The organism is Streptomyces fuscichromogenes (assembly GCF_014645815.1).
GTDB lineage: Bacteria > Actinomycetota > Actinomycetes > Streptomycetales > Streptomycetaceae > Streptomyces > Streptomyces fuscichromogenes.
Map to the genome: position 1 here is coordinate 324,576 of NZ_BMML01000010.1, position 17,322 is coordinate 341,897.

Here is a 17,322-nt window from a genome sequence, read left to right on the forward strand (position 1 = left end):
ACCCGTCCAGGTGCAACAGCGGGCCGGAGCCGGTCACTCCGTCGCGGTCAGCCGGGCGAAGACCACCACGTTGCTGGTGTAGCCGGTCCGCCGGCTGAAGAAGCCCCCGCAGGTGATCACACGGAGTTCGGGACGCGGGGTCGGGCCGTACACCTCCCTGTCGGGGAAGCCGACCTTGTCGTAGACCTTCACCCGGTACACGGTGTAGACGGCGACGCGGCCGTCCGCGCGACTGGCCTCGATCCGCTTGCCGGGCTTCACCTGGGCGAGCGCCGCGAAGACGGCGGGCCCCGTCCTGGTGTCACGGTGGCCGACGGCGACCGCGAGGCCGCTCTCACCCGGTGTGGCGCCGCCCTCGAACCAGCCGATCAGCTTCGGGTCGTCGACCGGCGGTGTCTCCAACTGACGGCCCTGGTCGAGCCGGACGCCGGTCACCGGCGCGTCGACACCCAGGAAGGGGATGCGCATCGACGTCGGCCGGGACCGGGACAGCGGGCGGGGCGGCGGCCCGGGACGGGCCCCGTCGGACCCGTCCCGATCCGCGTCCGAGCCGGCGGCCGCCGAGGCGCCCGGCCCGTCGGGCGCGGTCGGGCCGTCGCTCCCCCACCACCGGACCACGGTCACCAGGACGATCGCCAACAGGGCCGTCCTGGCGAGGCGGTAGGCACGGGTCCGGTACCAGGGCCTGCGTCTGCGCCTACGCGGCGCCATGGGGCCGCCGGCGGATCAGCCGGACGTACACCACACCGCTGGCCGCGACCAGACCCACGGCCGTGGCCGCGGCCACGGGCGAGAACGCGGCCGCCGTGTCCGCGAGACCGCCGCCGCCCGCGTGGACACCGCCCTGCGGGCCGGTGCGGTCACCGTCCTGCACCCAGGACGTGTCGCCGCGCTGACCGTCCCCGATCTGCCCGCCCGGACCGTTCTGGCTGTTCTGGCCGCCCTGCCCGTTCTGGCCGCTCTGGTCGTTCGGACCGCTGAAGCCGTTCTGGCCCTGCGCCCCGTCCTGCTTGCCGTCGTGGCAGTTGACCCGGAAGACCTTCTCCTTCGGCGCGCCGGCCACGATCCACGTGATCTTGTACTGCCCGTCCGCGAGCCCCAGCGGGTCGGTGTGGCCGGCACCCCCGGCGAGCTGGATGGTGCCGGCGACGGAGGCGGCGGTGGGCAGCGGCGGCTGCGGCGTGATGGTGTAGGCGACCGTCGTGAGGATGTCGAAGTTGACGGCGTCGAGGTAGAACTTGCAGACCACCGGGTCGTCCTTGGAGACCCCGAAGGGCACGCCCACACGGTGGAGCCTGATGTCGCCGTTCTCCCCTTGGGCCACCGCGTTCGGCGCCGCCGCCCATGAGGCGCCCGCCGCGGCCAGGGCGGTGAGGACGACGGTGGCGCCCGCGCGGGACGCGGCGGTGCGTGGCAGTGTGAGCGTGGGCATGCAAGCTCCTCCGAGTTAGATGATTTTCATACAAATCGGCCTTTCGTTTGGACTGTCACTCATGCACTCCGCGGCCCGTGGCAACCACGTCCGACGCGCCGTCAGATATCGCTCGTGCGGCGCAACGCCGGGTCCTTGCGCCGCGTCCACGGCACCCGGCCCACGCCCTCGCGCCGCCCCGCGGCCCCCGGCGAGCGCACCGCCACGCCCGCCGACACCAGCAACAGCACGCCCAGCATCACGAACGGCGCGGCCACCCCGGCCACTCCCGCCACCACTCCCGCCCCGGCCGGCGCGGCCACCTGACCCAACCGGTTGCCGGTCAGCCGCAGGGCGAGCGCCGTGGAGCGGGCACCGTCGGGGGCGGCCTGCACGACCGTCGTCATCGACAGCGGCTGCCCGACCCCCAGGCAGAAGCCGAGCAGGGCGAGCATCAGGGCCAGCGCCCACACCGGCACCGGCAGTGCGATCCCCGCGCACAGCACCGCCGCCAGGAAGCAGGTCACCGTCAGCAGCGCCGGCCGCCCGAGCAGCCGCAACAGCGGGGTGAGGACGAGCCGGCAGGCGATCGTCGCTCCGGCCCGCACACTGAGCAGCACGCCGATCACGGCCGGCGTGATGTCCCGGTGCTCGCCGACCACCGGGAGGTACGCGGTCAGGATGTCGGTCGCGGACAGCACCGAGAGGCTGATCAGCATGCCGGCCGGGACGCCCCGGGCCCGGAGGATGCGGCCCACCGGCACCCGCTCCCCCTGCCCGGTACGGGAGTTGACCGCCGTACGGTCCTCGATGCGCCACAGCGACGTGATCGCGACGGCCGCTCCCGCGCCCGCCGCCACCAGGGCCAGCGCGCTGCTGCCCGGCATGTCGTGGCCGTCGATCAGCGCGCCGGCCGCGATCGGCCCGATCAGCTGGCCGAGCGACGCCCCGATGGTGAAGTGGCCGAAGTTGCGGTCCTGTTCGTGCGGGGCCGACTGGCGGGCCACCAGGGACTGCGCACCGATCACGAAGCAGAGGTGGCCGAGGCCCATCACCCCGCTCCACAGGGCCATCGTCCACAGGGAGCCGGCCAGTCCGCTGAGCGCGCAGCCGCCGGAGATCAGGACGACGCCCACGGGCAGCAGGGGTGCGCAACGGCCGTGGTCGGTACGGCGGCCGAGCGGTACGGCGGCGAAGAGCGGGAGCAGGGCGTAGACACCCGCGATGACACCGACGGCCCGTTCGTCGGCGCCGAGGGCGAGCGCCCGGTAGGAGACGGCGGGCCGGGCCATCGACACCGCCCCCTGGGCGAAGCCGAAGGCGACGACGAGACGGAGCAGCCAGCCGCGGTTCCTGCCGGGCGCCATGGTGAGTCCTCCCAGTGGTATGTCACATGGCGCTGCGCCACATGGTGTTGTGCCACACGGTGTTGTGCCACACGGTGTTGTGCCACACGGTGTTGTGCCGCACGGTGTTGTGCCGCACGGTGTTGTGCCGCACAGTGCCGTGTCACACGGTCCCGAACAGGATTCCTGCCCCGAGCACCACCAGCGATGTCGCCGCCGCCCACTTCACGACGAAGCGGGTGTGGTCGCCGAACTCGACCTTGGCCATGCCGACCAGGACGTAGACGGCGGGCACGAGCGGACTGGACATGTGCAGCGGCTGGCCGACGATCGAGGCGCGGGCGATCTCCACGGCGGAGACGCCGTGCGCCTGGCCGGCCTCGGCGAGCACCGGGAGGATGCCGAAGTAGAAGCCGTCGTTCGACATGAAGTACGTGAGCGGGATGCTCAGTACGCCGGTGACGAGAGCCATGTGCGGGCCCATGCCGTCGGGGATGTTGCCGACGAGCCAGTCGGCCATGTGGTCGACCATGCCGGTGCCCTGGAGGACGCCGGTGAAGACGGCGGCGGCGAAGACCATGCCGGAGACGTTCAGGACGTTCTCGGCGTGGGCGGCGATCCGGGCCTTCTGGGCGGGCATCTGCGGGTAGTTGACGGTCAGGGCGAGCGCCGCGCCGAGCAGGAACAGCACCGGGATCGGCAGCCACTCCATGATCATGGCGGTGAGCAGGGCGACGGTGAGCGCCGCGTTGAACCAGTAGAGTCCGGGGCGCAGCATCTCGCGGTGCGGGTCGAGGCCCTGGAAGCCCTCGTCGTCGCCGTCGGGGGACTCGGGAAGAGCGGCGCCCGGACCACCGGTGCGGGTCGGGGACTTGCCCGCGCCCACCAGGACCGTCTCCGACTCCTCCACCAGCACCTCGTCCAGCGTCAGCACGCCGAGCCGCCTGCGCTCGCGGCGGCCGAGGACGTAGGCGAGGGCGAAGACGAACAGCAGGCCCATGGCCAGCGCCGGGATCATCGGCACGAAGATGTCGCCCGCGTCCAGCTTGAGCGCGGTCGCGGCGCGGGCCGTGGGGCCGCCCCAGGGCAGGGTGTTCATCACGCCGTTCGCCATCGCGGCGACTCCGGTCAGCACGACCATGCTCATCTTCAGGCGCTTGTACAGCGGGTACATCGCCGAGACGGTGATCATGAAGGTGGTGGAGCCGTCGCCGTCGAGCGAGACGATCGCGGCGAGTACGGCCGTACCGACGACGATCCGCAGCGGGTCGGCCTTGCAGAACCTCAGGATCCCCTTGACGACCGGGTCGAAGAGGCCGACGTCGATCATCACGCCGAAGTAGACGATCGCGAACATGAGCATCGCCGCGGTGGGCGCGAGGCTGGTGACGCCGCCGATGACGTAGTCGCCGAGTTCGGCGCCCTTGCCGACGCACACGCAGAACAGCGCGGGGATCAGCACGAGCGCCGCGATCGGCGACATCTTCTTCAGCATGATCAGGACCAGGAAGGTCGCGATCATGGCGAAGCCGAGGATGGTCAGCATGAGTGGATACCTAACGTTCGCCCTTGAACTCCCACCAGGGCCGGCGGTGCGACGACGTTAGGTCGCGTCAAACGTCGTTAACAAGACGTTGACGCGCGAGCAATAAGCGCGAAAGTCCAGGTCACGGCGTTGCGGTCACTTCGATGGGGATGCCGTTGAGGACGGCGTTGCCGGACAGCGGGTCGAGCAGGCTGCCGTCGAGCAGCTGGTTGACGTTGACGCCGGGGGCGGTGGCGGCGTGGCTGAGCCGGGTGCCGGGGCGGTTGTGGCCCCAGCCGTGCGGGAGGCTGACGACACCGGGCCGGACACCGTCGGTGACCTCGGCGGGGGTGACCACCTCGCCGCCGGCGCCCTTGACGATCACGTCGGCGCCGTCGCGCACGCCGAGCCGTTCGGCGTCCTCGGGGTGGATGTGCAGGGTGCAGCGGTTGGTGCCGCCGGTGAGGGCGGGCACGTTGTGCATCCAGCTGTTGTTGGAGCGCAGGTGCCGGCGGCCGACGAGGACGAGCGCCGCGGGGCTGGTGTCGAGGGCCGCGCGCAGCCGGGGCAGGTCGTCGGCGATCGGCCGCGGCAGCAGTTCGACCTTGCCGCTCCTGGTCTTCAGCGGCTGCGGGAGACGGGACGCGAGGGGTCCGAGGTCGATGCCGTGCGGGTGGGCCAGCAGCTGCTCCAGGGTGAGCCCGTCGGGCCGGACGCCGAAGCCGTCGCCGTAGGGGCCCAGGCGCAGCATGAGGTCGAGCCGGCGCTCGGGCGGGGTGTCCCCGGTGAGCAGGGCGGCGAGTTCCTGCGGATCCCGGCCGTGCACCGGCGAGTGGGTGTCCCTGACCGCCTTCTTCAGGGTCTGGCCGATGACCATGTCGTCGACGGCGGACGGTTCGGCGCCGTGCATGCCGCCGGCCGCGAGGACGAGGCGGGCCAGGATCTCGGTCTCCGCCATCCGGCCGGGCTCCAGCGGGACGGCGGGACGGTTGTAGCGGACCTGGTTGCGTACGGCGAGGGTGTTGAAGGCGAAGTCGTGGTGCGGGCTCTGCGCGGGCGGCGGCGGGGGCAGCACGACGTCGGCGTGGCGTGCGGTCTCGTTGAGGTAGGGGTCGACGCTGACCATGAAGTCGAGGGAGTCCAGGGCCTTGTCGAGGCGGTCGCCGTCGGGTGCGGACAGCACCGGGTTGGTGGCGACGGCGATGAGTGCCCGGATCGGTTCGCCCTCCGCCGTCACGGTGTCGATCTCCTCGGCGAGCGCGGAGAGCGGCAGCTCGCCCTTCGCCTCGGGGTGCCGGCTGACCCGGGAGTGCCAGCGCCCGAGCGCGAAGCCCCGGCCGGGTCCGGCCGGCCGCGGGGTCCGGTCGGTGGCCGCCTGCGGGAAGAGCGCGCCGCCGGGCCGGTCGAGGTTGCCGGTGAGGATGTTGAGGACGTCGACGAGCCAGCTGGCGAGGGTGCCGTGCGGGACCGTGCAGCTGCCGATCCTGCCGTACACGGCGGCGGTCGGCGCGGCGGCGAGTTCACGCGCCAGCGCCCGGATCGTCCCGGCGTCCACGTCGCAGGCGGGGGCGACCGCGTCCGGGGTGAAGTCGCCGATTTCGGCGCGGAGTCCGTCGAGGCCTTCGACGTGCGGGGCGAGGTGCCCCAGGTCCACCAGGCCCTCCTCGAAGAGGACCTGGGCCATCGCGGCGAGCAACAGGGCGTCCGTGCCGGGCCGGATGGCGATGTGCCGGTCGGCGAGCTTGGCGGTGCGGGTGCGGCGCGGGTCGATGACGGTGAGGGTGCCGCCGCGGGCCCTGAGCGCCTTGAGCCTGCCGGGGAAGTCGGGGGCGGTGCACAGACTGCCGTTGGACTCCAGGGGGTTGGCGCCGATGAGGAGGAGGTGGTCGGTGTGGTCCAGGTCGGGCACCGGTATCGCGTTGGCGTCGCCGAAGAGCAGTCCGCTGGAGACGTGCTTGGGCATCTGGTCGACCGTGGACGCGGTGAAGACACTGCGGGTGCCGAGGGCGCCGAGCAGGACCTGCGGGTAGAGGCCGCCGGCCACGGTGTGCACGTTGGGGTTGCCGAGGACGACCCCGACGGAGTCCGCGCCGTACCGGTCGACGACACCCCGCACCCCGGCGGCCACCGCGTCGAAGGCCTCCGCCCAGGTGGCCTCGCGCAGTTCGCCGTCCCTGCGGACCAGGGGGGTGCGCAGCCGGTCGGGGTCGCCGTCGACGGCGCCGAAGGAGGCGCCCTTCGGGCAGATGAACCCCTTGCTGAACACGTCGTCGCGGTCACCGCGGGCGCCGGTGACGCGGGTGCCCTCGATGGTGAGGGTCAGGCCGCAGGTGGCCTCGCACAGGGGGCAGACGCGCAGGGCGGTGCGGGGCATGGGGGCCTCCGGGGGTGCGGCGTTGAAGGGGGTGCGGCCGGACTCGGGGTGAGCATACCGGTCGGTATGTGGAGAGGGGAGTCCTGTTGTCGTACGAGTGCGGGCCGGCGGGGGCTGGTCGCGCCCACGCGGCGGAGCCGCATATCGATACGGCCCCGCGCCCCGTGCGGGGCGCTCCGTCCGGGGCGCCCTCCGGGGACCGTCAGTCCAGAACGCGCGCCAGGTACGCCCGCAACAGGTCCCGCGTCTCGCTGATGATCTCCTCGTCGCCCTCCGGGGACATCCGGAAGGAGAGGTGGACCAGGGCGTCGGCCGTCTCCACCGCCACGAGGAAGGTGCGGCGCAGCGCCTCGTCGGGAGCGCGGCCGATGTACGCCGACAGCAGGTCGGTCAGCCGGTCGGCCACCCGGTGGTTCGGCTCCGCGTCGCGGGCACCGACCGGGATCTGGTTTCCGAAGTCCACGAGGGAGAAGCCCGGAGCGGTGCGCTTCATGGCCAGGTACTCGTCGAGCACCGCGTCCATCGCCGCCCGCCAGTCGCCCTTCGGCGCTTCCTTCAGGCGCTCGGTGACGCGCTCGGAGTAGCGCTCCAGGTTGCGCTGGGCGAGCGCGTCGGCCATCTGCCGCTTGTTGCCGAAGAAACGGTAGACCGAGCCGATGGGCACCCCGGCGCGCACCGCGACCGCCCGGGTGCTCAGCTCGTCGTAGCCCACCTCGTCGAGAAGGTCGGCACAGGCGTCGAGGATCCTGGTCAGCCGTTCGGCGCTGCGGCGCTGGACGGGCGCTTTGCGAAGCGATGTCGCTGAGGGCACGGGCTTCATGATGCCTTTCCGCCGGGATCAGGTGAACCTCGCCCCCCAGTACGCAGACCGATGGCCCATGCACTCATCCGGCGTCCGGGCTGCTCGCGCCGGTGTCGGTGGAGGTGGGAGCGGGGGTGCCGGCGGGGGACGCGGCCCCTGCCGCCGACGGTGTCGCCGTCTCCGCGCCCGACGCCGTGATGTCCGCCGTGCTCTCCACCGGCTTGCCCTGCACGGCCCATACCGTGCCGTCGTCCGCATAGAGCCGGGCGGTGACGTGGTGGGTGCCGTGCGGGACCAGACCGGCGGACAGGTGGTACGTGGAGGTGCGCAGCCGCGCCACCAGGCCGCCGTCCACGAAGAGGTAGGCGAGGCCGCGGCCGGCGACCGCCGTCGCCGCGGTGCCCGCCGGGGAGAAGCGGAAGCGGCGCACGTCGATCCGGACGTCCCAGCCGCCGGCCGCGTCGGGGGTGACCTCCGTGCCCACCTCGGGCGCCTGCCTCCTGTCCAGCTCGCGGTAGTGGCGCCCGCTCTCGTCCGTGCGGTCGAGGATCTTGCCCACCGGCGAGGGCGACTCCGCCCCCCGCCGCCCGTGCGCCGTCCCGGTCCCGCATCCCGCCGCCGCGACGAGCAGCAGTACGCAGACCGCGAGCGCACCCGGCAGTCCACGCGTCCACGACATGCCCGGGAGCGTAGAACAGCGCGCCGGAGACCGGATCCCCCTGAAGTCGGGTTTCTCGCCCTCCCCCGCCAGGATGATCCCGGCCCTCTTGCACCCGCCCCCACGCAATCCTACGGTGATGCATAGGAATCAACGGCACGCAGGTCCATCAGGTTCAGGGAGCGATCATGGGCGATGGGGGTACCTCCCGCGCGGGCACGTTCGAGCGCGGGGAGGCGCGGAAGACCGCCGAGGGGCTGTCGTACCTCTCCGGGTTCGGCAACGAGCACTCCTCGGAGTCGGTGCCGGGCGCCCTGCCGGAGGGCCGCAACTCCCCGCAGCGCGCCCCCCTCGGCCTGTACGCGGAGCAGCTCAGCGGTACGGCGTTCACCGAGCCGCGGGCCCACAACCGCCGCTCCTGGCTGTACCGGATCCGCCCCTCGGCCGCGCACCCGGCGTTCACCCGGGCCGCCGACAACGGCGGGCTGCGTACCGCCCCCTTCACGGACCTCGCCCCGGACCCGAACCGGCTGCGCTGGAACCCCCCGCCGGAGCCGCCGCCGGGTACCGACTTCCTGGCCGGCCTGTGGACCCTGGGCGGCAACGGCGACGCGACCCAGCGCACCGGCATGGCCGTGCACCTCTACCACGCGGACGCCACCATGGAGCGGATCTTCTCCGACGCGGACGGCGAGCTGCTCGTCGTCCCGGAGCGCGGGGGACTGTTGCTGCGCACGGAGTTCGGCCTGCTGCATGTGGAGCCGGGACAGGTAGCGCTGATCCCGCGTGGGGTCCGCTTCCGTGTGGAGCTGCTGGATACCACGGCCCGGGGTTATGTGTGCGAGAACTACGGCTCGCCCTTCCGCCTCCCCGACCTCGGCCCGATCGGCGCCAACGGGCTCGCCAACGCCCGGGACTTCCAGGCCCCCGTGGCCGCCTACGAGGACGTGACGGGCCCGGTGGAGGTGGTCAACAAGTTCTGCGGCAACCTGTGGACCGCCACCTATGACCACTCCCCGCTGGACGTGGTCGCCTGGCACGGCACACATGTGCCCTACGTCTACGATCTCCGCCGCTTCAATGTGATCGGCACCATCTCGTACGACCACCCCGACCCGTCGATCTTCACGGTGCTGACGTCTCCCTCCGACACCCCGGGCCTGGCGGGTGTCGACTTCGTGGTCTTCGCGCCGCGCTGGCTGGTGGGCGAGAACACCTTCCGGCCGCCGTACTTCCACCGGAACGTGATGAGCGAGTACATGGGCCTGATCGAGGGGGCGTACGACGCGAAGGCCGAGGGCTTCGTACCCGGCGGCGGGTCGCTGCACAACATGATGTCCGCGCACGGCCCGGACCGGGAGACGTTCGACCGGGCGAGCGCGGCCGAGCTGAAACCCCAGAAGGTGGACGACGGCCTGGCGTTCATGTTCGAGACCCGCTGGCCGGTGACCCTCACCCCGCAGGCGGCGACCGCCGGACACCTCCAGCGGCGCTACGACGACGTGTGGCAGGGCCTGGAGCGCCACTTCCGCCCCTTGCACTGAAGATCCCCCACCGGTACGGATGGCCCGTGAACTCCTTCGCCCCGGACTCGATCGTCCTGAACCGCAAGCTGCCGCTCTGGTACCAGGTGTCGCAGTCGCTGCGCGCCTCGATACTGGGCCGCTCGCCGCAGGACCCGCTCCGGCTGCCCACCGAGGAGCGGCTCGCCGAGCACTACGGCGTCAGCGTGCTGACCATGCGGCAGGCGCTGAAGGAGCTGGAGGACGAGGGTCTGATCAGCCGGCACCGCCGCCGGGGCACCTTCATCGCACCGGACGTCCGGCGCGGCGCCCCGGTCCGGCTGCTGGGCTCGGTGGACGCGATCGTGGCCCAGCAGTCGGGGATGACGGCACGGCTGCTGGACCACGGCACGGTGCCCGTCGCCGGCGAACTCGCCGAGTACTTCCCGGATCTCGCGGAGGTGGCGGCGTACCACCGGCTGCGCAGTGACGAGCAGACCGGCGAACCCACCAACCACGCCCGCAACCACGTCCGCCCCGAACTGGCCGGGCGCATCGACCCCGAGGACCTCGCCCGGTGGCCGATGACCAAGGTGCTCCGGGACGTCGTCGGCGCGGACATCAGCCGTATCACGGACACGGTGGAGGCCCGGCTGGCGGACCCGGAGACCGCCCGGCTGCTCCAGGTCCCCCTGCTCAGCCCGATCCTGCACTACACGGGCGTCACCTACGACACCGCCGGCCGGGTCCTGGACCTGGCGGTCATCCACTACCGGGGCGACCGTTTCTCCTTCACGGTCACCCTCGACGCCACCTGAACTCGTCGTACGATGCCGGGCGTGACGCACGACGACGCTCCGCCGCTGGCGGACCTCATGCCGTGGTCCGTCGCACCGCTACGGCTCGGCCGGGGGTGGCCGACGGCCCCCGTCCCGGCGACCCTGAAGGCCCGCTGGGACGCCCTCCGCAAGGCCGAAGGCACCGACCGGGAGACGTTGTTCGAGCCGACGCGGGCCCGGACGGTGCGTTCCGCGGTGGCCCAGCTGCCGGGCCGGCCGACCGGCACGGAGCGACTGGAGCAGGCCACCGGCCCCTGCCCGGACCCGGTCCGCGTCCTCACCGCCCCCTTCGACGAACAGTGGCTGCTCCCGGACCACCGCCTGATCGACACGGCCCGCCCGGAGCTGTGGCGGGTGGCGGACGACCGGCAGATCTTCGCGGTGGAATCGGCGGAAGGCATGCCGCTCCTGGCGACCTCCCTCCTGCCCACCCTGCGCGCGGGCCGGATCCGCCCGCTGTACCGCCGCCCCGGCGGCGCGGAACCGAACCTGGCCCCCGGGCTCCTGGACCACCTGGCCGGCCGGCTGGGCCGGGACGTCACCCCGCCGGACGTCCTGGCCTGGGCCCTGGCGGCGGTCCGCACCGACCACACCGTCCCGCTCACCGAGGACCCCGACCTCTGGTCGAGGGGCGTGGCACTGGGCCACCGGGCCCTGTGGCTCATGCGCCGCGACGGCGAACGCCCCAAACTCCCGGGCGGCCGCCGCCCGTACGTCCGGGCCCCGCTGCCCGCCCGCCCCCTGACGATCCGCTACGACCCCGAGGAGGAGGCCCTCCACCTCGACGAGGGCCGGGTCTCCCCGGTGCCACCGCAGGCGTGGGACTTCAGGACGGGCGAGGTAGGGGTCCTGGAGGCGTGGTTCACCAGCCGCACCCGGCAGGGGGAACCGGGCACCCTGTCGGCGATCGCCCCCACGGCGTGGCCGCAGCAGTGGACCTCGGAACTGCTGGAGCTGATCACGGTCCTGACCCTGCTGGCGGACGTGCGCACACAACGGGCCGCCTTGGAGATCAGGACACAGATCACGGCAGCCGACCTGACGACAGCGGGCGTACTCCCACCGCCGGACACGGCTCGCAAACCGGCGTCCGTTCTGGAACACACCGAAGAAGGCCCAGCCGGTCAACTGACGCTGCTCTGACCGACCTTGCTTTTCAGGGGCGCGGGGACCTGCGCGACAAGCCCCCACCGCCGCGCACCCTACGACGGCGCGAACCCGCCCAGAACCCTCTCCAGCACCCGCCTGAAAACGGCCTCCATGTCAACCGGTCCCGAAGCCTCCCCGAACGCCGCCGCCATCCGCGGATACGCCCCCGACGCGATCCGGCCGCCGAGATAGGCAACCCGCGCCGCGTTCTCCCGCTCCTCCGACCACGGCAGATTCCGCACCCGCTCAGCCGTGTCGATCTCGTTGCGCACATAGGTCGTCACCACACCGTTGAGCATGGCGATGAGCTCCAGCTTCGTGCCGTAGGACGCGTCCAGCGGGTCCAGGCAGGCCAGACAGTGCTCCAGGTACCGCAGGGCATGGGGGCTGAACCCGTAGACCGGTGAGATCAGACGCGGCACCCAGGGATGCCGGTGCATCAACTCCCGCGTCTGCTCGGCGACCCGCATCATGTCGGCCCGCCAGTCCCCCGTCGGCTCCCACAACTCGTGTTCCGAGCTGGCCGCGTCAAACATCAGCTCGTACAGGTCCTCCTTGCGGGGGACGTAGTTGTACAGGGACATCGTCCCGCACCCCACCCCGGCCGCCACGTGCCGCATGGACACGGCGTCCAGTCCCTCCTCGTCGGCGATCCGTACCGCGACCGCCGCGATGTCGGCGCGGGTGAACGCCGGCTTCGGCCCCCGCCCGGTCCGCTCGGGACGGGCCCAGATCACCTCGGGTTCGACCCCTCGGACTGCCATCGATCATCACCTCGCCCACCATGCTAGTTACGTACGCCGTACGTAGTGCGCTATGGTCGGCGCATGGATACTACGTACGCTGTACTTAGTGAAGGCCTGGAGAAGAGTTTCGGTGCCGTGCACGCCCTGCGCGGCCTCGACCTGGCCGTCCGGCAGGGCACGGTCTGCGGACTGCTCGGGCCGAACGGGGCGGGGAAGACGACGCCGTACGCCTGTTGACCACGCTCCTGCGGCCGGACGCGGGCTCCGCCCGCATCGCGGGGCACGACCTGGTCAGGCAGGCGACGGCGGTGCGCCGCAGCATCGGCGTCACCGGGCAGCACGTCTCGGTCGACGGCGACCTCAGCGGTCGCGAGAACCTCCGCCTCTTCGCCCGGCTGCACCGGGTGCGGGGACCGAACGACCGGGCCGCCGAGCTCCTCGACCGCTTCGGCCTCACCGAGGCCGCCGACCGCAGGGCGGCCGCGTACTCGGGCGGGATGCGCCGCCGGCTCGACCTCGCGGTCAGCCTGGTCCGCCGCCCCGCCGTGCTCTTCCTGGACGAGCCCACCACCGGCCTCGACCCCGCGAGCAGGAACGGCATCCGGGACGCGGTGCGCGAGCTCACGGCGGCCGGCACCACGGTGCTGCTGACCACGCAGTACCTGGAGGAGGCCGACCAGCTCGCCGACGACATCGTGCTGCTGGACCGCGGCCGGGTGGCCAGGACCGGCTCGCCCGCCGAACTGAAGGCGCTGATCGGCTGGTACGCGGAGGCCGTGGTCGCCGACCGGGACGCGCTGCCGAAGGCGGCCGCCGTACTGGACCGGCTCACCGGCGCGGAGCCGCAGTTCGATCACGACCGGCACGCCGTCGGCGCCGTCACCACGGACCCGACCCTCACCCTCCCCCGCCTGGTGCGCGAACTCGACGCGGCCGACGTGCCCCTGCTCGACGCGAGCCTCAGGCCGCCGACCCTCGACGACGTCTTCCTCCGGCTGACGGGAAACCCCTCATGAGCACGCTCGCCCACGACGGCGTCACGATGGTGGGCCGGCAGCTGCGCCGGGTCCGCAACAGCCCGGGGCTCGCGGTCCTCGCCCAGCTGATGCCCGTCAACATGCTGCTGTTCTTCGGGTACGTCTTCGGCAGCGCACTGGCGATGCCGGGAGCCGAGTACCGTTCCTTCCTCGTCCCGGGGCTGCTGGTGGCGACCGCGGCCGGCGGGGTCATGACGGGCATGTTCCAGGCCGCCCAGGACACCCACCGGGGTGTGATGGACCGCTTCCGGACCATGCCGCTGAGTCCGGCCGCCGTACCGCTCGGGCAGGCCGTGGCCGACCTGGTCGTCACCGCGATCGGGACGGTGCCCCTGCTTCTGGTGGGTCTCGCCGTGGGCTGGCGCGTCCAGGGACCCGCGCCCGCGGCCGTCGCCGCGGTGGGCCTGCTGCTGCTGTTCCGGTTCGCCTGCACGACCGTCGGCATCCTCCTCGGCCTGCTCACCCGCAGCGAGGAGGCGGCCGGCCAGCTCGGCGCGTCCTCCTTCGTGCTGCCACTGCTCTCCAACGCCTACATCCCCACCGGCAACCTCCCGCACTGGCTGCGCACGCTCGCCGAGTGGAACCCGATCAGCGCGCTGACGACCGCGCTGCGCGACCTCTTCGGCAACGCGCCCGTCCCCGCGGACTCGGCCTGGCCGGTGGCGCACCCCGTCGCCGGCTCGGTCGCCTGGAGCACGGTCCTCATCGCCGTCTGCCTGCCCCTCGCGGTCCGCAGGTACCGGCGCTGCTGACAGGACCGCGGGTCACGCGACATGATCCAGCTCATGGACCGCCTCCCGCTGCCCCTCGAAGGCATCACCGTCGTCGCCGTCGAACAGGCCGTCGCCGCCCCTTTCGCCACCCGCCAGCTCGCGGACCTCGGCGCCCGGGTCGTCAAGGTCGAACGCACCGACGGCGGCGACTTCGCCCGCGGCTACGACACCGCCGCCCAGGGGCTCGCCTCGCACTTCGTGTGGTGCAACCGGGGCAAGGAGTCCATCGCCCTGGACCTCAAGCACCCGCGTGGCCTGGCCGTCGTACGGCGGCTGGTCGCGGACGCGGACGTCTTCGTGCAGAACCTGGCCCACGGTGCCGCGTCCCGGCTCGGGCTCGACGCCGCCACGCTGTGCGCGGCGCACCCCCGGCTGGTCGCCGTGGACATCTCCGGGTACGGGGCCGGGGGACCGTACGCCGACAAACGCGCGTACGACATGCTCGTGCAGTGCGAGGCGGGGCTGGTCTCGGTCACCGGGACGCCGGAGCAGCCGGTGAAGGCGGGCATCCCGGCAGCGGACATCGCGGCGGCCATGTACGCCTTCGCGGGGGTCCTCGCGGCGCTGGTACGGCGTGGGACGACCGGGCGGGGCGGGCCGGTGGAGGTGTCGATGCTGGACGCGCTGGCCGAGTGGATGGGGCATCCGCTGCACCACACCATGCACGGCGGTGAACCTCCGGAGCGCACCGGGCTGGCGCACGCGGTGATCGCGCCGTACGACGCCTATCCGACCGCGGACGGCGGGCGGGTGCTGCTGTCGGTGCAGAACGACCGGGAGTGGCGACGGCTGGCGGAACAGGTGATCGGGCAGCCGGAGTTGGGCACGGATCCGGCGTTCGCGACGAACGCGGCGCGGGTGACGCACCGGGCACGGACCGACGAGCTGGTCGGCAAGGCCCTGGGGGCACTCGACACCGACGGGGCGGTGGCACGCCTCGAAGCCGCGGGCATCGCGTGCGCGCGGCTGCGGGATCTGCGGGAACTGGCCGGGCACCCACAGCTGGCGGCCCGGGAGCGGTGGCGGGAAGTGGGGTCACCGGTCGGGCCGCTGCGTGCGTTGCTGCCCCCCGTCACGCTGCCGGGCGGGGACGAGGCGCGCATGGGGGACGTGCCCGCGCTCGGACAGCACACCGAGGCGCTGCTGCGTGCCGTGGGGATGACGGACGCCGAGATCGCAGCGCTGTACCGGGACGGTGTCGCGGCCTGAGCACGGGCGTGACGGTCAGGCGGTCAGTGCTTGCTGCCGCCGAACAGCGAACGGCGCAGTCGGCGCAGCGGCGCGAACAGGGAGACACGGCTGACCCGTGCGACCCGGTCGCTGCGCTGCGCGGGTTCACGCGCGGTCAGCTCACGCATCAACGAGGTCGCCTCGACCGCCTGCTGCTGCGGTATGGCGGGACCCGCCAGCACCGACAGATGGCGGTCGAGCCGCGAACTGGTCGCGCCGCTCCCGCAGGTGATCGCAGGAACCCTCGCCCTGCTGCGTGTTATCTGATCCATGTCACTCCCCACCCGTACGAGTCCACCCGGCCCGGGCAGGGTAACCCTATCGCCCCGATGGGGCACTCGTGTATCGCGGTCACAGGATTCACCTTCCCCGCAAGGGTGTTGACGACCCCTCTTGAACTACACTTCGACTACTCTCCGAATCCAACCGATTTCAGGGCGAGTTGGACAATCGGCTGGCTGGTGGGCTGCGCCGAGCCGCCGGCCGGCTCGACGGTCACCGCGAGTGACGTCGCCGACCGGCCCAGGCCCGTCGCGACCAAGGGCGTGTCGGCCTTGAAGAGCCCGAGGGAGCGCGGTTGCACACGGGGGCGCATGAGCCAGAGCTGATGCACCCGGCCGTTCGACGGAGTGCCGTATCCGCTGAGCGTGACGACGGCCTGCCCCTCCGAAACGGAGGTCACCGCTCCGATACTTCGGCCCTGGGCATCCTCGTAACTGGTCGTACGGACGTCGGACGCGGCCAGAACGTGGGCGATCTCACGCGACTGGGCCCGCTCGGCGTCGAGCTGGTCCTGCGTCCGGCCGGCCTGCACCGCGAACAGCGAGGCGACGACCAGCGCGGCGGTCGCGGTGGCGGTGGCGAACGGCACGAACAGGGGACGGCGCGCCCGCACCCGGGCCGGCGGCGGCTGGGCGCCCCACACGTGCGGCGGCAGCTGGGGCGTGTGCTCGGGGATGGGGGCCGACTCCTGCGGGGTGGCACGCACGGCGGCCAGCACCCGGTCGCGCATCGCGAGGGGCGGCGGGGCCGCCGTGGACCAGGCGAGCCGCACCGCGTCCTCGGTCAGCGCCCGGACCTCGTCGGCGCACCGGTCACAGTCCCTCAGATGCTTCTCGAAGCGGCGCCGTTCGCCGGGCTCCAGGGCGTCCAGGGCGTAGGGCGCGGCCAGCGAGTGCAGGTCCTCGCGGTGCAGCAGGCGGCCGACCAGGCTCACGCGGCACCTCCCAGGCAGTCGCGCAGCCGGGTGAGTCCGTCGCGCATCCGTGTCTTGACCGTGCCCAGCGGCAGTTTGAGCCGCTCGGCGACCTCACGGTACGTGTAGCCGTCGTAGTAGGCGAGGGTGACGGACTGTCGCTGGAGGGCGGTGAGGCGGTCCAGGCAGCGGCGTACCCACTCGCGCTCCAGCCCGGCCTCCACCGTTTCGGCGACCTGGTCGAAGGCGGGTTCGCCGGCCCGCAGCGCCTCGCGCTGTTCGCGTTCGCCGGCCGCACGGGCGCTGCGCACCCGGTCGACGGCGCGGCGGTGGGCGAGAGTGAGGACCCAGGAGAGGGCGCTGCCCCGCTCGGGGTCGAACTTGGCCGCGGAGCGCCAGAGTTCGAGGAGCACCTCCTGGGCCACCTCCTCGGACTGGGCGGGGTCGCGCACCACGCGCCGGACGAGTCCGAACACCGGACCGGACACCAGTCCGTAGAGGTCCTCGAACGCCTTCTGGTCGCCACGGGCGACGAGCACCAGCAGTTCCTCCGCCTCCACCCCGTGCCTCCTCCTGTGGCCGCACCCGGCCCGTCCTCCCACTCCAGGCGTTCGCAACTGACGCACCTCCGGCAGAAGTACGTATGCGAGCGCCCGAAACGCAGGCCGGGCATGAAAAAAAGATTTTTTTCTTCGGACCAATCCAAACGGCCTCGCTGCTCCGTATACCCGTCCG

General features: G+C 72.5%; 16 protein-coding genes and 1 pseudogene. 6 read left to right on the plus strand and 11 right to left on the minus strand.

Annotated elements, in window-relative coordinates; translation table 11 throughout:
* Nucleotides 1-33: 33 nt before the first annotated feature.
* The 7 genes from IEZ11_RS23785 to IEZ11_RS23815 all read right to left on the minus strand — a co-directional run bounded on the left by IEZ11_RS23785 (nucleotide 34) and on the right by IEZ11_RS23815 (nucleotide 8,137).
* Complete coding sequence (locus IEZ11_RS23785; protein WP_189264868.1) at nucleotides 34-711, minus strand: class F sortase; 678 nt, start codon at nucleotides 709-711, stop codon at nucleotides 34-36.
* Nucleotides 698-1,432, minus strand: a complete 735-nt coding sequence (locus IEZ11_RS23790) for a hypothetical protein (RefSeq protein WP_189264869.1) — start codon at nucleotides 1,430-1,432, stop codon at nucleotides 698-700. The genes IEZ11_RS23785 and IEZ11_RS23790 overlap by 14 nt, the downstream gene beginning before the upstream one ends.
* 101 nt (nucleotides 1,433-1,533) lie before the next feature.
* Nucleotides 1,534-2,778, minus strand: coding sequence for an MFS transporter (locus IEZ11_RS23795; RefSeq protein WP_189264870.1), 1,245 nt, complete (start codon nucleotides 2,776-2,778; stop codon nucleotides 1,534-1,536).
* A gap of 142 nt (nucleotides 2,779-2,920) precedes the next feature.
* On the minus strand, nucleotides 2,921-4,303 hold the full coding sequence (locus IEZ11_RS23800) for a CitMHS family transporter (protein ID WP_189264871.1): 1,383 nt from the start codon (nucleotides 4,301-4,303) through the stop codon (nucleotides 2,921-2,923).
* Between the two features lie 121 nt (nucleotides 4,304-4,424).
* Nucleotides 4,425-6,656 (minus strand): molybdopterin-dependent oxidoreductase, encoded by a 2,232-nt coding sequence (locus tag IEZ11_RS23805; protein WP_189264872.1) that lies wholly within the window; start codon nucleotides 6,654-6,656, stop codon nucleotides 4,425-4,427.
* Between the two features lie 202 nt (nucleotides 6,657-6,858).
* The gene (locus tag IEZ11_RS23810) at nucleotides 6,859-7,476 is read right to left on the minus strand and encodes a TetR/AcrR family transcriptional regulator (RefSeq protein ID WP_189264873.1); all 618 of its coding nucleotides are present in this window, start codon (nucleotides 7,474-7,476) and stop codon (nucleotides 6,859-6,861) included.
* A 64-nt stretch (nucleotides 7,477-7,540) separates the two neighbouring features.
* Nucleotides 7,541-8,137, minus strand: a complete 597-nt coding sequence (locus IEZ11_RS23815; RefSeq protein ID WP_189264874.1) for a hypothetical protein — start codon at nucleotides 8,135-8,137, stop codon at nucleotides 7,541-7,543.
* Nucleotides 8,138-8,304: 167 nt separating this feature from the next.
* Here IEZ11_RS23815 and hmgA point away from each other — a divergent pair, with 167 nt between their 5' ends.
* The 3 genes from hmgA to IEZ11_RS23830 are packed head-to-tail and all read left to right on the plus strand — an operon-like array spanning nucleotide 8,305 to nucleotide 11,600.
* On the plus strand, nucleotides 8,305-9,660 hold the full coding sequence (gene hmgA / locus IEZ11_RS23820; protein ID WP_189264875.1) for a homogentisate 1,2-dioxygenase: 1,356 nt from the start codon (nucleotides 8,305-8,307) through the stop codon (nucleotides 9,658-9,660).
* Nucleotides 9,661-9,686: 26 nt separating this feature from the next.
* Nucleotides 9,687-10,436, plus strand: a complete 750-nt coding sequence (locus IEZ11_RS23825; RefSeq protein ID WP_189264876.1) for a GntR family transcriptional regulator — start codon at nucleotides 9,687-9,689, stop codon at nucleotides 10,434-10,436.
* 12 nt (nucleotides 10,437-10,448) lie between these two features.
* The gene (locus IEZ11_RS23830; protein ID WP_189264877.1) at nucleotides 10,449-11,600 is read left to right on the plus strand and encodes a type ISP restriction/modification enzyme; all 1,152 of its coding nucleotides are present in this window, start codon (nucleotides 10,449-10,451) and stop codon (nucleotides 11,598-11,600) included.
* A gap of 59 nt (nucleotides 11,601-11,659) precedes the next feature.
* Here the strand turns inward: IEZ11_RS23830 and IEZ11_RS23835 are convergent, their stop codons facing one another.
* Nucleotides 11,660-12,370 (minus strand): TetR/AcrR family transcriptional regulator, encoded by a 711-nt coding sequence (locus IEZ11_RS23835; protein WP_189264878.1) that lies wholly within the window; start codon nucleotides 12,368-12,370, stop codon nucleotides 11,660-11,662.
* Nucleotides 12,371-12,433: 63 nt separating this feature from the next.
* Here IEZ11_RS23835 and IEZ11_RS23840 point away from each other — a divergent pair.
* From IEZ11_RS23840 to IEZ11_RS23850, 3 genes and pseudogenes are all read left to right on the plus strand, one after another.
* Nucleotides 12,434-13,368 (plus strand): annotated as a pseudogene (locus IEZ11_RS23840) (ATP-binding cassette domain-containing protein).
* The gene (locus IEZ11_RS23845; protein ID WP_189264879.1) at nucleotides 13,365-14,141 is read left to right on the plus strand and encodes an ABC transporter permease; all 777 of its coding nucleotides are present in this window, start codon (nucleotides 13,365-13,367) and stop codon (nucleotides 14,139-14,141) included. Before IEZ11_RS23840 ends, IEZ11_RS23845 begins: the two are co-directional and overlap by 4 nt.
* 33 nt (nucleotides 14,142-14,174) lie before the next feature.
* Complete coding sequence (locus IEZ11_RS23850) at nucleotides 14,175-15,371, plus strand: CaiB/BaiF CoA transferase family protein (protein WP_229713303.1); 1,197 nt, start codon at nucleotides 14,175-14,177, stop codon at nucleotides 15,369-15,371.
* Nucleotides 15,372-15,394: 23 nt separating this feature from the next.
* Here the strand turns inward: IEZ11_RS23850 and IEZ11_RS23855 are convergent, their stop codons facing one another.
* From IEZ11_RS23855 to IEZ11_RS23865, 3 genes are all read right to left on the minus strand, one after another.
* A complete protein-coding gene (locus IEZ11_RS23855; RefSeq protein ID WP_189264881.1) occupies nucleotides 15,395-15,664 on the minus strand; it encodes a hypothetical protein in 270 nt (89 codons plus the stop codon).
* 137 nt (nucleotides 15,665-15,801) lie between these two features.
* Nucleotides 15,802-16,608: an anti-sigma factor gene (locus tag IEZ11_RS23860; RefSeq protein ID WP_189264882.1), complete on the minus strand. Its 807-nt coding sequence runs from the start codon at nucleotides 16,606-16,608 to the stop codon at nucleotides 15,802-15,804.
* Nucleotides 16,605-17,147, minus strand: a complete 543-nt coding sequence (locus tag IEZ11_RS23865; protein ID WP_189264883.1) for a sigma-70 family RNA polymerase sigma factor — start codon at nucleotides 17,145-17,147, stop codon at nucleotides 16,605-16,607. The genes IEZ11_RS23860 and IEZ11_RS23865 overlap by 4 nt, the downstream gene beginning before the upstream one ends.
* Nucleotides 17,148-17,322: the final 175 nt, after the last annotated feature.